A 14,164-nucleotide genomic window follows, 5' to 3' on the forward strand; every position below is an offset into this window, starting at 1 on the left:
TCTTGCAATTGTTTTTCAAGTACAGTTAAGTGTAGGGTAATTATCGATGATCAGCCGCACAATTCCGACCCGCATGGCCTGGTGCGCTTGTATAGGGGAGTATCTTGCCAGGTCGACAAATTTAGCCCTCCGCGAGCCAGAAAAAATCGACATACACGGGGGTGTATGTGCCAACGGCGACGGCTGGGCCTTGTGATTGGCCGCGGCCCGTTACACCTGATTACAAAGTTTTTCCTAAAAACAACTTTTACATACCCCGTGCAAGACGCAGTGCGCGTCCGAGTTCGACCACTGACATGGCATAAAAATAACTGCGGTTGTAATGGGTAATTGCAAAAAAATTATCTGTTGCCAGCCAGTATTCTGTTGCCTCAGCGCCGTTCTGGAGGTCGATCAATCCGAACAGCTTGCCGGCGGGAAGTGCCAGACTGCTGATTGCACCAGCTGCCGCCAGTTCTTCGGCGCTGTTTCTGGCTGCCAGTGCCTGGCCGATGAGGGGCTCCCATGCACGGTTCAGCGACACCTCGGCCGGGTAAGCAAGCGGCCCGGTCTGGTCGGCCTTCCAGCCGTGCTGGACGAGGAAGTTGGCAACGCTGCCGATGGCGTCGACTGCCGAGTCGCGCAGGTCGACCCGGCCGTCGGCGTCGAAGTCCACGCCCCAGGCGAGGATGCTGCCCGGCATGAATTGCGGCAGGCCGACGGCGCCGGCGAACGAGCCGACCAGCGACAAGGGATCCATGTTCGACTTGCGCGCCAGCAGCAGCGTGTTTTCGAGCTCGCCACGGAAAAAGCGCATGCGCGCCTCGCGGTTCGGCGTTTCCGGATAGGCAAAGGCGAGCGTCGTCAATACATCCATCACCCGGAACCGCCCGGTGTTGCGGCCGTACACGGTTTCGACGCCGATGATGGCGACGATCGTTTCGGCCGGCACGCCGTAGGCTGCTTCGGCGCGCGCCAGCGCCGCGGCGTTGTCGTTCCAGAAGCTCACGCCGGCGTCGATCCGCACCGGCTCGATGAAACGGTCGCGGTAGGCTTGCCAGTTCTTCGCCTTGCCCGGCGGCGCCGGCTTGACCAGTTGCACCGCCGAGTCGATGTAGTTCACCTGCGACATCAAGGCCTTGAGTGCCTCGGTGTCGAAGCCGTGCTTGCCAGCCATCTCCTGCTCGAAATCGGCGACCGCTTTCCACTCGCGGAAGTTGACCGGTTCGCCGGCGTAATCGACCGCGCGCGCAAGCGGCTTCGGCCTGGGCGCCGCCTTGACGATTGTCGCCGCCCTGGTGGCCTTGGCAACCTTCAAGGCCTTGGCGGCCTTGGCCGTTTTAGGCGTGGCCGTGGCCGATTTGGTCTGGGCTGCCGACGCGGCGGCGATAGCGCCGGTGGGGGGAGCCGCAGCGCAGGCCAACGCCAGCAGCAGGGGGAGAGCGCGCCAGCAACGCGGTAAAGGGCGGCGCAAGAGACGGCGTGAGAGCGGGTGCGGCAAGAATGTCATCGGAATTTCGTCAACAGGTTTGTGAGGGTGGCGACCAGGCCCGCGGCGGACGGCCGGGGACCGTATCTGTAGGCGCTGTAGAGGCGCAGGAATTCGGTGGCGGCCTGGGTTTGCGGCGCGGCCAGGGGCGAGGTACCAAGCTGCGCAAGCGTTGCCAACCGCGCACGGTAGGCGTTCGGCCCTTCGTCGGCGCCGCGCGCAAGGCCCATGCGGCCCAGTTGCAGGCATAGCGCCAAGTATAGCGCATCGACCGGATCGCCCCTGCGCCGCGCGCGCCGCGCGTGCGCCAGCCACACCAGCAGCGCGACCGCCGCCAGCGCCGCGAACGTGCGCAGGTTCAGCGCGCCCGACTTGATCGACTCGATGACGCCGTGCCGGCGTTCGGGCGTGTAATTGAGCACCCACTGGTTCCAGCCGTTGTTGAGCGCACCGACCCGGAAGCGCAGCTGCGAGAGCAGCGAGCCAGTGTCGTCGAAGCCGAAGCCGCCGATGCCAAATGGATTGGCGCCCGGCAGCGCGCTTGCCAAGCCGCGCCGTACCCGTTCCGGCGCCACCGCCGCGGTCGGATCGACGCGCAGCCAGCCGCGCCCGGCCAGCCACACTTCGGCCCAGGCGTGGGCATCGGACTGGCGCACTGTCAGGTAACCGTCGACCGGATTCGCTTCGCCGCCCTGGTAGCCGGTCACCACCCGCGCCGGCACGCCGGCCGCGCGCATCAATACGACAAAGGCGCTGGCGTAGTGTTCGCAAAAGCCGGCGCGGGTCTGGTACAGGAATTCATCGACCGAATGGCGCCCGAGCAGCGGCGGCTCCAGCGTGTACGAGTAGGCTTCGTCATGAAAGCGGCGCAGCACGGTATTGATGCGCCGGATCGGATCGCCAAGCCGGCGCAGCGCCGCGCCGTCTGCAAGCGCGCGCGGATTGAAACCGTCGGGCAGTGCCAGCCACAGCTCGGCCCCGGGTAGCTCAACGCCGGCCTGCAGGCTGTAGCCGGGATGCGACACGGCGTCGTAGCGCATCCGCTGCTCGATCGGAGCGGCCGCCGTCAGCTCGATTTCCGGCGACATGGCGGCTGGATTGCCGTCCAGGCGCGGCAGCCCGGCCGGCAGATCGAGTACGAACAGCCAGTGCCGGCCGGTCGGCTCCAGCGTGACCTGGTGGCGCACGGCGCGCCCGCGCATGGCAACATCGATGGTGGCGCCCGGCGGCAGGCCCGCGCCGACCTGGACCCAGGTCCGGCCATCGAACGCGCCCAGCACCACGCCGCGCCAGTACAGCTGCTCCTGTGGCGGGGCAGGGTCGATGAAGCGGACCGTGAACGCGGTGTCTTGCGACAGGGCCAGGCTCGACATGTTGCCCGGCGCCATGCTGTTCGACAAGCCGGTGCGGCCGGACCTGGCGTCGCCCGGCATGCCCCACAGCGGTCCCTGGAGGCGCGGGAAAAGAAAAAACAGCGTTACGGCGAGCGGCGCCGCCAGCAGCACGACGCGCGTGCCGAGCCACAGCCGGCGCCGCAGCGGCGGCGCCGCGCCGGTGAACTGGAACGACAGCTGGGCGCCGAACAGCAGGGCGATCGAGGCGGCCATCATCAGCGCGCTGCCGATGCCCTGGGCGTAGAAGAAAGTCGTCAACAGCAGGAAGAAGCAGAGAAAAATTACCACGAACAAGTCGCGCCGGGCGCGCATTTCGAGCATCTTGAAAGCTACCAGCAACACCAGCATCGCCACCCCGGCGTCGCGCCCGAGCACTGTCCGGTAAGTGAGGAACACGCCGCCGACCGCCGCCATCGCCAGCGGCAGTAGCAGGATCGGCGGCGGCAGGCGCGTGCCGCGCAGGGTGATCACGGTACGCCACGCCAGCGTGGCGGCGCACAGCGCCGACACCCAAGGCGGCAAGTGGCCGGCGTGCGGCGCCAGCACCGTCAGCGCGCCGGCCAGCAGCAGCAAGGTGTCGGCCTTGTCGCGCGACAATGATTGCACCAGGCCGGCGGCGCGCGCGCGCAGTGCGGCAAGCGCGATCAACGTGCCTCCGGCGCGAAACCGTGCAGCGCCAGCGCGCGCAGGCAGGCCGCCTGGTGCGCCGCGCCGACGGCGGGGGCAAGCTCGTGCGCGCCGATGCGAAAGGCATATGGCAAGCCGCGCTGTTCGGCGTCGAGCACCCAGCGCGTCATGCGCGACAGGCGCAGCTCGAGGTTCATCATCAAAGGCATGGCGTTAAAGTCGAGCACCAGCTGGTCGCCGCCGCCGCCCTCGAAATGCTTGGTGACCAGCTGGCCGCCATATGCCAGGTCGAGCCGGGCGATCTGGCGCCACGCCAGGCTGCGCATCGAGTCGCCCGCCTGGTAGCTGCGGATGCCGGCGAAGTCGTCGCTGCCGGCCACGCCGCGGCCGTCGAGCCGCGCGCTGCCCGCCATCGGCAGCGGCGGCGCTTCCGGTTCCGGTTCCGGAAAAGGATAGACCAGCACGCGCAGGTCCGGCCGCCAGTAGCTCCAGGCGCGGAACAGGCCGAGCGGGAAGCGTGTGACCAGCCGCACCCGCGGCGCCGGCAGATAGCCGCGTTGTTCGGTCGCGCAGCTCAATACCAGCGCGGCGCTGCCGCCGGCCGGCGCGTCGACCACGTAATGCGGCCAGTTCGCGTCGGCAAAATCGACGCCGATGGCGTAGCGGTCGAGCCGCGTGCGATTGTTCAGGTGCAGCTCGAAACGGGCCGCTTCGCCGGCAAACACGCTGGCCACGCGGCCCGGGCGCAAGTGCAGCTGGCCGAGGTTGCGGTAAGTGAGAACCATGTCGACCAGCGCGCACGAGGTGAGCAGGAACGTCAGGGCGAAGCCGAGAGCGAGATTGTAATTGGTGGCGCCCACCAGCAGCACCAGCAGCAGCACGGCGAAGCCCAATCCGGCCTTGGTGGGCAGGATGAAGACTTGGCGCCGGTGCAGGAATACTTCGCCGCGTTTGTCGGCTGCGCCTTCGCGCGGCCGGGACAGCCAATGCCAGGCCGTGCGCGTGGTGCGGTTTGTTTTCGGGAGGTTCATGGGAACTTCATGCGAACTTCATGCGGGACAGCCTACACCGGCACCGATTTTTGCAGTTGCAGCACCAGTTCGCGGCTGGCCAGCGCCACGCCGTGCGCCGACTTGAGCGGGCGCAGTCGGTGTGCGCAGACCGGCACCAGCACCGCCTGCACGTCTTCCGGCACCACATGGTCGCGTCCTTCCAGCGCGGCCCAGGCGCGCGCCGCCTGCAGCAGCGCGATCGCGGCGCGCGGCGACAGGCCTTCGGTGAACAAACCGTCGCGGCGCGAAGCCTGCGCCAGCGCCTGCACGTAATCGATCAGCGAGGCCGACGCATGCACCTGGCGCAGCGCCTGCTGGGCTGCGGCCAGTTCGGCCGGCTGCATCGCCGCCGGCAGCGACTTGAGCATGCTGCGGCGGTCCTCGCCCATCAGCAGCGCGCGCTCGGCGCTGGCGTCCGGATAGCCCAGCGAGAGGCACATCAGGAAGCGGTCGAGCTGCGATTCGGGCAGCGGGAAAGTGCCGACCTGGTGTGCCGGGTTCTGCGTGGCGATGACGAAGAACGGCTCGGGCAGCGCGCGCGTGACGCCGTCGGCGCTGACCTGGCGCTCCTCCATCGCTTCGAGCAGGCCCGATTGGGTCTTCGGCGTGGCGCGGTTGATTTCGTCGGCCAGCAGCACCTGGGTGAAAATCGGCCCTGGATGGAATACGAAGCCGTTTTTTTCGCGCTCGTAGACGGAGATGCCGGCGATGTCGGCCGGCAGCAGGTCGCTGGTGAACTGCACCCGGTTGAATTTGAGGCCAAGCGAAATGGCCAGCGCGTGCGCCAGCGTGGTCTTGCCGACTCCTGGCACGTCCTCAACCAGCAGGTGGCCGCCGGCCAGCAGGCACGTCAGCGCCTGGCGAACCTGCAAATCCTTGCCGACCACGATCTGGCTGACCTGGCGTGCTACCGCGTGCATTTTTTTAAACATGGGCCTGTCTTTTTGAAGAAGAGAAGAATGCCGTGCCTGCCGATATTGAATCTGAGTGCCGAACCGGAGCAAAAAGGTGTCATGGCGTGGTAGATTGTCGGCATTCGGACAATTTTCATCGCTTCTCACCACCAGTTAAAAAGATTTTATGCGAGAACGCCAGGTCTGGTGTGATATTGATGTGAACCAGCATACGAAAACAGGACCATGAGAACAGCCATTTACAGTCATCCGGATTGCCGGCGCCACGAGATGGGCGAGTGGCACCCCGAATCGCCGGCCCGCTTGCAGGCCATCGAAGACCAACTGATCGGCGCCCGTCTCGATGGCCTGATCGAGCGGCGCGAGGGTCCCCTGGCCGAACTGCCGGCGGTGATGCGCAACCACACGCAGGCGGCGATCGCCCTGGTGCGCGACAACCTGCCGGGGCCGGGCGCGTATTATCCCCTCGACGACGACACGCTGCTCAATGAATACAGCTACCAGGCCGCGCTGCGCGCCGCCGGCTGCGCGATGGCCGCCACCGACGCCGTCATCGCCGGCGACATCGACAACGCCTTCTGCGCCATCCGCCCGCCGGGCCATCACGCGCGCCCCAGTGGCGCGATGGGTTTCTGCCTGTTTAACAACGTCGCGCTGGCGGCGCTGCATGCGCTCGATTCGCACGGCCTCGAGCGCGTGGCGATCATCGACTTCGATGTCCATCACGGCAACGGCACGGCCGAATCGTTCCGCGACGACGATCGCGTACTGATGGCCAGCTTCTTCCAGCATCCGTTCTATCCGTTCACCGCGCCAGAGCCGATCACCGCCACCTGCGTCAATATCCCGCTGCCGGCGCGCAGTGGCGGCGACGCCGTGCGAACGCTGGTGCGCGAACATTGGCTGCCGGCGCTGCACGCGTTCAAGCCGGAGATGATTTTCATATCGGCCGGCTTCGACGCCCACCGCGAGGACGACCTCGGCGAAATGGGGCTGGTCGAAGCCGACTACGCCTGGATGACGCGCGAGATCATGGCGGTGGCGCGTGAGCATGCGGGCGGGCGCATCGTCAGCTGCCTGGAAGGCGGCTACAACCTGTCTGCGCTCGGCCGCAGCGTCGCCGCCCACGTCAAGGCGCTGGCGCAGCTCGACTAAGAGCCGACTCTAGCAGGCCGGTGCGGCGCACGCAGGGCGCCGTTGACTTCGCGCCTGGTCGGGCGTAAATTTGCTGCATGCGGCCCGCACGCTCGTTATTCTGCTACCAGCCCCGGATTGCCGCCGCGGGGCCGGCCGGCCAATCGCGTCGCGAGGAGGAAGCAATGAGCACGTCGAAGCGGTTCGCACGCGTGCCGGCAGCGCGCGGCGTTGTTGTCAGCAATGCCTTTTAAAAAGATGGGCGCTCCGCCGCGCCGACGCTTCGCCGCGCGCCAGCACTGGCGCCGGATCGGGCCGGTGGCGGTGATTGTGGCGCTGGTGGCGCTGGTGGTGCTGTTCGCCTGGCTGACGCACGAGGAGGGCGCTGCCCCCGCCCCCGGTTCCGCCGCCGCCGCCGCCGCCGCGCCCGGGCGGCAAATTTTCGGCCGGATCGACAGTGGTGCCGCCTCCGGCCGGCCTGCCGCGGCGCCAGGCCGGCGGGCCCGACTCGTCGAAAACCTGCAACTGGCCGACCGCACCTTTTGCAGCTACCGCAACAGCACCAGGTATCCGCACACCTCGCGCCCGATCGCCGAGCAGCCCGACCAGGTGTATCCGAACGCGCCCGTCATCGATACCCAGGCCATGCGGCAGGGCAGCGGCGCCAGCGACCCGAACGTGCAGATCCAGGCCTCGCAGTCGCGCGTCTACATGGCGGCCGGCGAAACCGTGTCGTTTTCGCTGCGCGCGCTCGACACCGGAGGCCAGGTGCTGCCGCTGATGGTCACCCGCGCCGTCGCCCAGGGCATTACCTTCAAAGGCAGCCGCGCGGCGGCCCAGGTGGCGCTCTCGTTCGCCGACGACGGCGCCGGAGCCGATGCGTTCGCCGGCGACGGCGCCGTCGCCGCCGTGCTGGCGCCGGCCCAAACCGGCCTCGCTTCGTTCAACGGCACCATCCGCGCCGAGGTGCGCTACAGCGTCGGCGGCAACGCCGGCTCGGTGCTGTTCGACGTCATCTATTCGCCGGAGCTGCCGGCCAGGTGGACCGGCCAGGTGCGCGAGGCGCTCGAAGACGGCTCGCTCAATTTTTACCTGAAGGCCGAAGTGCGCCAGGCCGGCCGCTACGTCGTCAGTGGCCGGGTCGACGACGCCAGGGGCAAGCCGTTCGCGCTGGTTAGCTCCAACGACGTGCTCGACGCCGGGCCGAACGAAGTGCGGCTCACCATGTTCGGCAAGCTGCTGCGCGACCAGGAGGCGGCGCTGCCATTGACCTTGCGCGACGTCGACGGCTACCTGCTGAAGGAAAACGCCGACCCCGACCGCGCGCTGATGCCTCGCCTCGAGGGCAAGGTCTTCACCGGCAAGCCGCATCCTTTACCGGCGTTTTCGGACGCCGAATGGCAGGGCGAGGAACGCAGCCGCTACCTGGCCGAGTTCGGCAAGGACCTGGCGCGCGCCCGCAGCGAACTGGCCGGCTTCGATCCGTCCGCGCCGTTGCCGCCGAGCGAATGCGCAAAAACGGAGAACCGCTGAACGGTTGCGCTGTCAAATACTGATTCAATCTCCTCGGGAGTACGACATGAATACATCGATGCGTCCGCTGGTGCTGGCGTGCCTGTTGCTTGCCAGCGCCATATCGAGCCAGGCCGGCGCGACCAATTATTCACTGTGGATCAACGGCCGCGGCGCTGGCGGCGCGGCCGGCAGCTACGCCGATTTCTCGTACTGGGGGCCGGCCCGGTCCGGCCTCGGCGTCAACCCACGGGCCGTCAACTGGGACGGCTACAACAGCATTGCCTCGCAAAACGGCAAGGTGCGCGACGCGCTCGACTGCTTTTGTACCGGCACCAACTGGTGTTATATCGCCACCTTCAGCGCGGGCGACCCGATGATCGGCTACACGCTGGCAAATTTCGGCGGCTCGTCGCGCCAGGTCAGCAATGCGGCGCCGAATGCGGCCGGGGTATGCGGCGTCAGTGGCGGCGCCAAGCAGACGCAGATCGGCTGGAACATCCGCTGGGTGCGGGCGGCGGCCGGCGCGGCGGGCGGCACCGAACTAGCCGATGCGGGCCGCTGGACTACCGGCGAACCTCTCGTGCATGACCTGAAGACGACAACGGTCCGGGCAATGTACAACCATAACGATACCCGCGGCACCTGGTTTTACATGTACGCCGGCGCGCGCGGATCCGCCTACTCGCTTCTGCTGCCCGGCCAGGACGACGAAGTGGTGGCGTATCACAGCTCGGGCGGGGTAGCGGGCAGCTCGGGCGGCTCTTACTGCAATCCGCGCGACTGGTGGTGCAACGACCTGACACTGGGCGCTGCCGTCAACGAGGGCGGACGGCCGAAGTGGAACAATCATTACGTGCATTACCGCGACGACGCCGAACAGTTCAAACACTACCTCAATAACAACTGGGAAGGCATCACCATCCCCCTGCGCGCCGATATGGAGGCGTTTGCTAGGTAGCGCGGCCCCGCTTGGCGGCGCCGTCAGCTACCCGTTCGCGCCTTTGTCGCGGGCGGCAGTGTTGGCGCCGCTCAACTCGCGTTTTTCCAGCGCGCTCAAGCGCTTGCCCTTGATCACGACCACCGGCATGCGTGCTGCCACCGCCTCGGACCGCGCGTGCGCGCCGATGTTGCCGGGCAGTGCGGCGGCCACGCATATGGCCACTGCCGCCACGCCAAAAGTAAGTTCCATGTGCCTGAGCGCGTTCATGACTGACCCTTTCGAAAATGTGGGTCTATTGTTGGCCTTTCCTTGCGTCAACTTATTGCGGCGAATCAAAATTCACTGTCGATAGCGTGGGCGGTGCAAACCAATTCGTGCCCGCTTTTTTGCGAACCCGGTGCGAACCCGTAAAATAGCGCCATTCTTCGAGATTTTGAAAGCTACGCATGTCGATACAATGGTACCCGGGCCACATGAACGCCGCCCGCAAGAAGGCGGCGGAACAGATGGAAAATATCGACATGGTCATCGAGGTGCTCGACGCGCGCCTGCCCGAGGCCAGTTGCAACCCGATGGTCGAAGAGCTGCGCCTGTTTCGCCAGCGGCCGTGCCTCAAAATCCTCAACAAGGTCGACCTGGCCGACCCGGCCGTCACCGCCGCCTGGAGCGCCTATTACGACGCCCAGCAGGGCGTCACCGCCTATCCGATGACGACCAAGAAGCCGGCCGACGTCGCGCGCATCCCGGACCTGTGCCTGTCGCTGGCGCCGCATCGCGGCGTGCCGACCAAGCCTTTGCGGATCATGATCATGGGGATCCCGAACGTCGGCAAGTCGACCTTGATGAACGCGCTGCTGAAAAAGAAGGTGGCCAAGGTGGGCGACGAGCCGGCCGTCACCAAGATGCAGCAAAAGCTCTACCTCGGCAAAAACACCATTCTGGTCGATACCCCCGGCATGCTGTGGCCGAAGATCGCCCTTGCCAGCGACGGCTTGATGCTCGCCGCCAGCCACGCGATCGGCTCGAATGCGCTGATCGAAGATGAAGTCGCGGTGTTCCTGGCCGAGGTCCTGCTCGAGCGCTACCCGCAGCTATTGGCGGCGCGCTACGGCTTCAAGACCGACGGCATCGACGGCATTTCCGTCATCGAGGGCGTCGCCGCGCGGCGCGGCTACCGGCAAAAAGGCGGCGACCTCGATTTCGACAAGGCGGCGCACACATTCCTGCAGGACTACCGCACGGGCGTGCTGGGCCGGATCAGCCTGGAGACGCCGGAAACGCGCGCGAACGCCCTGGCCACGCACGCGCAGGCGATGGCGGAGAAGGCGGCCAAGGCTGCTGCGATTGCCGCCGAAAAGGCTGCCAACTCGGCACGCGGCAAGCGCGGCAGCTAAAGATTGACGAGGTTGACGAGGTTGACGACGCGAGCGCTACGCCGCCGCCCCGAACCGAAAACTCGACACCGCCAGGCTGCCGAAAAAATCGTCTTCGTGATACACGCAGCTGGCCGGCTCGTTCTCTGCCGCGCCGAGCGCCACCATCAGCGGCATCAGGTGGTCTTCGCGCGGATGGGCCAGGCGCGCGTACGGCGCCTCGCTCCAGTGCAGCATGGCGGCGCCGCGTTCGGCCGGCGGCAACTTGCGCAGCACGTGTTGCAGCCAGGCGTCGAAGCCGTGCGACGCCTTCTGGCCGCCCGGCCCGAACTGGCGCAGGTTGTGGTAACTCAGGCCGCTGCCGATGATCAAGACGCCTTCGCTGCGCAGCGGCGCGAGCGCGCGGCCGATATCCATGTGCGTCTGCGGATCGTAACCAAGCTTGATCGACAGCTGCACCACCGGCATGTCGGCCTGCGGGTACACCGGATAGAGCATCGAGAACGTGCCGTGATCGAACCCGCGCAGTGGATCGGGACTGACCGCGTGGCCGGCTTGCCCGAGCAGGTCCGCCACCTGGCGCGCCAGCTCCGGCGAGCCGGGAGCCGGATAGCTTACATGGTAGGTATGTGGCGGGAAGCCGCCGTAATCGTAGATCATCCCCGGCGCGGCGCTCGAGGAGACCATCAGCCCGGCTTGCTCCCAGTGGCTGCTGACCACCAGCACTGCTTTCGGGCGCACGCCGACTTGGCGCCGCATATCGATGAGCGACGCTTCCAGCTTGTCGTAGGTAGAACCGTACTGGTCCTTCATGAACGGCCAAGGACCGCCGCCATGGGAGACGAAAAAAGTGGGCAGGGCATTTGGCATGGTGACTCCTCAAGAAACGATCTACCGAGAAGGGTTGAAAACAAATTGTACTAGTTAGGACTAATGTGCGCGCGCGGGTAAAGCGCAAAAAAATCCATTGGGCCGGCGGTGGCAATGCCAATTCGGTACGACGCCTTGTTGCGTTTATAATGTCCTGGTTTTGGTGCCCGCACGCGTGATCACGCGTGCAGTTAAACGGGAAACACCACGCTGCCGCGCCACCATCCGGCGCAGCGGTCCAGGGTGTGCTGCCCCCGCAACGGTAAACAAGCGTTGCCGCGATTGGCGACTGGCTGTCTCAATGACCACTGTGCGTTGCATTGCACAGGAAGGTGGGGCGGTCCGACTTGCGAGCCCGGATACCGGCCAGGACAGGTGGAAGCGCCGGCGCCTTGGCGCCGGTATCTTCCGTTGAATCCGGCTTGCGGGGACGCATGGCCGGAGACTCTTTCGAAGACCGACACCATGATTTTTCCAGCTGCACTGCGCCACGCGCGGGCCACCCGACCGCTCGCCCTTGTTTCCTCTTTTTCCGCCGCTTCGGTCGCTTCGGCCATTTCTCTCCTTTTTTGCGTCCAGCCGGTTTACGCCCAGGACGCCGCCATGCCGTCGGTGCTGATCAGCGGCGCGCGCTTTGCCAGCGTCCCTGAACTGGCGCCGATCGGCGCCACCGTCATCACCGCCGACGAGATCCGGCGCGCCGGCGTGTCCGACGTCAACCAGGCGATCCGCAAGATCGGCGGCGTGTACGGCCGCCAGAGCCTCGACGCAAGCCCTGATTTTGCGCTCGATTTGCGCGGTTTCGGTTCGAACAGCAGCCAGAATATGGTCGTCGTGCTCGACGGCGTGCGCATGAGCGAAAACGAGTTGGCCAGCCCGGTGTTGTCGACCATTCCGATCGAGACGGTGGAACGGATCGAGATTATCCGCGGCGGCAGCTCGGTGCTGTACGGCGAAGGCGCCACCGGCGGCGTGATCCGGATTGTCACCAAGCGGTCTGCCAAGCGCGCGCGCCAAGGTTCGGTGTTTGCCGAGGCCGGCCAGTTCCGCCAGCACGACGTGCGCGCCTCGGTGGCGCAAAGCTGGGATGCGGTATCGCTCGACGCGTCGATCGGCAACCAGGCCAGCGACAACTACCGCGCCAACAGCCGCTTTCGCCAGAGCGCCTTCAGCGGCGGCGCGCAGTGGGCATTAGGCGCAGGCCGCATCGGCGTGCGCATCGACAGCGCGCGCCAGGATTCGCGCCTGCCGGGATCATTGTCCCTGGCGCAGTTCCTGGCCAACCCGCGGATAAGCCGCACGCCAGACGATTTCGGCTCGCTCGACTCCAATCGGATCAGCGCGTTCGTCGAGCAGCGCATCGGCGCCATCGACCTGGCGGCGGAACTGTCGCACCGCGAAAAAACCGTCAAGGGCCATTATGTGTCCAGTTTCGGCATCACCGACGTCGCCTACGACAGCGAGCAGATCCAGTTCTCGCCGCGCCTGCGTCACCTCGCAAAGTTTGGCGGCGTCCTCAATGAACTCGTCGCCGGCGTCGACCTGATTCGCTGGAACCGGGTCACGAAGTCGGATTTTTCAAAGGCCGACGCCAGCCAGGATTCGAAGGCGATCTACCTGCGTAACGAGATCCGCTGGGACCCGGCCCACAACGGCCGCTTGGCACTGGGTGTGCGGCGCGAGGTGTTCGACAAGGATTACACCGATCCACTGGCGCCGGTTGCGGAAACCAGCGCGCAGGCGCAGAACGCCTGGGAGGCGCAGGCCAGCTACAGCGTGCTGCCGCAGGTGAACCTGCATGCAAAAGCCGGCCAGAGCTACCGCATGGCGAATGCCGACGAAAACAGCTTCCGTTCGTCGTCGACGGTGCTCAAGGCGCAAACCTCGCACGACCTCGAGCTGGGCGTGACGTTCGGTACGGCAGGCGCCGGCCATACCATCAGCGCGCGCGTCTTCCGCCATCGCCTGGTCAACGAGATCTTCTACAACCCGACGCTGAACTACGGCACCAACACCAACCTCGACCCGACCCGTCGCCAGGGTGTCGAAATCGACGCCGAAGCGCGCCTGGCCACGGACTGGCGCCTTACGGGCCACCTGCAGCACGTCGACGCCAGCTTCACGGGCGGTGCCAACGCCGGCCGCGAGATGGTGCTGGTGCCGAAAAACCTGGTGTCGGCGCGGCTGACGTGGGCACCGGCCAACGGTCACAGCGTTGACGTCGGCGCGCAATGGGTCGACAGCCAGCGTTACGGCAGCGATTTTACCAACGCCTGCGCAGCCCGCATCCCGTCCTACACCACGCTCGATGCGCGCTATGCCCGCACCATTGGCCGGTGGGAGCTGGCGGTATCAGGCCTGAACCTGGCCGACAAGCGCTACTTCAGCAATGCGTTCGCCTGCCAGGACGCGATTTACCCGTCCGACGGGCGCCAGCTCAAGCTTTCGGCGCGCTACGCTTTTTAAGCGCTGATACGACAGTGACGCTGGCGGCGGCGAACGCATGGTCGGCGCGATCAACTTCAGCGACTACCCGGAGGCGGCGAAAAAATCCTCCTGGTCGGCGCAGTTCCGCGCCAGCATCGTAGACCTCCAGCGGCGCTATGGCAAGCGCGCGCTGGTGCCGGTGTTTTGCCAGGTATGGGACAAGCCGATCTATACCCTTAGCAGCAAGCACATCATCAACGACGCGGTGCTGCAGGCCAACCTGTTCCGGATCGACGGCGAACTGCTGACCCGGCCCGGGCCGCGCATTGCCCGGGGCGCGGCGCAATTGTGCGAAAAAATTGAACTGGCGCGTCAACGGCGCAAGTAAGCCCACGTTAAAGTAGTAAGCATTTGCAATATCCGGCCCATGCGCCGGAGAAATCGTCGAAA

General features: G+C 66.1%; 12 protein-coding genes and 1 riboswitch. Of the genes, 6 read left to right on the plus strand and 6 right to left on the minus strand.

Annotated elements, in window-relative coordinates; translation table 11 throughout:
* Positions 1 to 247 precede the first annotated feature (247 nt).
* Genes mltB through CR103_RS03390 form a run of 4 tightly spaced genes read right to left on the minus strand, consistent with a single transcriptional unit; the run spans position 248 to position 5,473 of the window.
* Positions 248 to 1,489 carry a lytic murein transglycosylase B gene (gene mltB / locus CR103_RS03375; protein ID WP_099914598.1) on the minus strand — a complete coding sequence of 414 codons (1,242 nt, stop codon included), beginning with the start codon at positions 1,487 to 1,489 and terminating at the stop codon, positions 248 to 250.
* A complete protein-coding gene (locus CR103_RS03380) occupies positions 1,486 to 3,510 on the minus strand; it encodes a transglutaminase TgpA family protein (RefSeq protein WP_229442683.1) in 2,025 nt (674 codons plus the stop codon). The genes mltB and CR103_RS03380 overlap by 4 nt, the downstream gene beginning before the upstream one ends.
* A complete protein-coding gene (locus tag CR103_RS03385; protein ID WP_099914599.1) occupies positions 3,507 to 4,520 on the minus strand; it encodes a DUF58 domain-containing protein in 1,014 nt (337 codons plus the stop codon). The genes CR103_RS03380 and CR103_RS03385 overlap by 4 nt, the downstream gene beginning before the upstream one ends.
* A gap of 32 nt (positions 4,521 to 4,552) precedes the next feature.
* Positions 4,553 to 5,473, minus strand: coding sequence for an AAA family ATPase (locus tag CR103_RS03390; protein ID WP_099914600.1), 921 nt, complete (start codon positions 5,471 to 5,473; stop codon positions 4,553 to 4,555).
* A 207-nt stretch (positions 5,474 to 5,680) separates the two neighbouring features.
* Here CR103_RS03390 and CR103_RS03395 point away from each other — a divergent pair, with 207 nt between their 5' ends.
* The 3 genes from CR103_RS03395 to CR103_RS03405 all read left to right on the plus strand — a co-directional run bounded on the left by CR103_RS03395 (position 5,681) and on the right by CR103_RS03405 (position 9,062).
* Positions 5,681 to 6,610 (plus strand): histone deacetylase family protein, encoded by a 930-nt coding sequence (locus CR103_RS03395; RefSeq protein ID WP_099914601.1) that lies wholly within the window; start codon positions 5,681 to 5,683, stop codon positions 6,608 to 6,610.
* A 222-nt stretch (positions 6,611 to 6,832) separates the two neighbouring features.
* Positions 6,833 to 8,122, plus strand: coding sequence for a hypothetical protein (locus CR103_RS03400; protein WP_099914602.1), 1,290 nt, complete (start codon positions 6,833 to 6,835; stop codon positions 8,120 to 8,122).
* A 46-nt stretch (positions 8,123 to 8,168) separates the two neighbouring features.
* Positions 8,169 to 9,062, plus strand: coding sequence for a hypothetical protein (locus tag CR103_RS03405; RefSeq protein WP_229442685.1), 894 nt, complete (start codon positions 8,169 to 8,171; stop codon positions 9,060 to 9,062).
* Between the two features lie 27 nt (positions 9,063 to 9,089).
* Here CR103_RS03405 and CR103_RS03410 read toward each other — a convergent pair whose 3' ends face one another.
* Positions 9,090 to 9,311, minus strand: a complete 222-nt coding sequence (locus CR103_RS03410; protein ID WP_099914603.1) for a hypothetical protein — start codon at positions 9,309 to 9,311, stop codon at positions 9,090 to 9,092.
* A gap of 179 nt (positions 9,312 to 9,490) precedes the next feature.
* Here CR103_RS03410 and ylqF point away from each other — a divergent pair, with 179 nt between their 5' ends.
* Positions 9,491 to 10,438, plus strand: a complete 948-nt coding sequence (ylqF, locus tag CR103_RS03415; RefSeq protein ID WP_099914604.1) for a ribosome biogenesis GTPase YlqF — start codon at positions 9,491 to 9,493, stop codon at positions 10,436 to 10,438.
* Between the two features lie 36 nt (positions 10,439 to 10,474).
* Here ylqF and CR103_RS03420 read toward each other — a convergent pair whose 3' ends face one another.
* Positions 10,475 to 11,287 (minus strand): DODA-type extradiol aromatic ring-opening family dioxygenase, encoded by an 813-nt coding sequence (locus CR103_RS03420; protein WP_099914605.1) that lies wholly within the window; start codon positions 11,285 to 11,287, stop codon positions 10,475 to 10,477.
* A 144-nt stretch (positions 11,288 to 11,431) separates the two neighbouring features.
* Positions 11,432 to 11,672: riboswitch (cobalamin riboswitch) on the plus strand.
* 80 nt (positions 11,673 to 11,752) lie between these two features.
* Here CR103_RS03420 and CR103_RS03425 point away from each other — a divergent pair.
* Complete coding sequence (locus CR103_RS03425; RefSeq protein ID WP_099914606.1) at positions 11,753 to 13,753, plus strand: TonB-dependent receptor family protein; 2,001 nt, start codon at positions 11,753 to 11,755, stop codon at positions 13,751 to 13,753.
* Positions 13,754 to 13,790: 37 nt separating this feature from the next.
* On the plus strand, positions 13,791 to 14,102 hold the full coding sequence (locus CR103_RS03430; RefSeq protein ID WP_099914607.1) for a TroA family protein: 312 nt from the start codon (positions 13,791 to 13,793) through the stop codon (positions 14,100 to 14,102).
* The last annotated feature ends 62 nt before the right edge of the window (positions 14,103 to 14,164 follow it).

It is taken from the genome of Massilia psychrophila, assembly GCF_002760665.1.
Taxonomy (GTDB): domain Bacteria; phylum Pseudomonadota; class Gammaproteobacteria; order Burkholderiales; family Burkholderiaceae_D; genus JAFCUW01.

What these genes read in the sequence shown, in the direction of transcription:
- mltB (WP_099914598.1), bottom strand. Translation starts at nt 1,489, where the DNA reads ATGACATTCTTGCCGCACCCGCTCTCACGCCGTCTCTTGCGCCGCCCT.
- CR103_RS03385 (WP_099914599.1), bottom strand. Translation starts at nt 4,520, where the DNA reads ATGAACCTCCCGAAAACAAACCGCACCACGCGCACGGCCTGGCATTGG.
- CR103_RS03390 (WP_099914600.1), bottom strand. Translation starts at nt 5,473, where the DNA reads ATGTTTAAAAAAATGCACGCGGTAGCACGCCAGGTCAGCCAGATCGTG.
- CR103_RS03395 (WP_099914601.1), top strand. Translation starts at nt 5,681, where the DNA reads ATGAGAACAGCCATTTACAGTCATCCGGATTGCCGGCGCCACGAGATG.
- CR103_RS03400 (WP_099914602.1), top strand. Translation starts at nt 6,833, where the DNA reads ATGCCTTTTAAAAAGATGGGCGCTCCGCCGCGCCGACGCTTCGCCGCG.
- CR103_RS03405 (WP_229442685.1), top strand. Translation starts at nt 8,169, where the DNA reads ATGAATACATCGATGCGTCCGCTGGTGCTGGCGTGCCTGTTGCTTGCC.
- CR103_RS03410 (WP_099914603.1), bottom strand. Translation starts at nt 9,311, where the DNA reads ATGAACGCGCTCAGGCACATGGAACTTACTTTTGGCGTGGCGGCAGTG.
- ylqF (WP_099914604.1), top strand. Translation starts at nt 9,491, where the DNA reads ATGTCGATACAATGGTACCCGGGCCACATGAACGCCGCCCGCAAGAAG.
- CR103_RS03420 (WP_099914605.1), bottom strand. Translation starts at nt 11,287, where the DNA reads ATGCCAAATGCCCTGCCCACTTTTTTCGTCTCCCATGGCGGCGGTCCT.
- CR103_RS03425 (WP_099914606.1), top strand. Translation starts at nt 11,753, where the DNA reads ATGATTTTTCCAGCTGCACTGCGCCACGCGCGGGCCACCCGACCGCTC.
- CR103_RS03430 (WP_099914607.1), top strand. Translation starts at nt 13,791, where the DNA reads ATGGTCGGCGCGATCAACTTCAGCGACTACCCGGAGGCGGCGAAAAAA.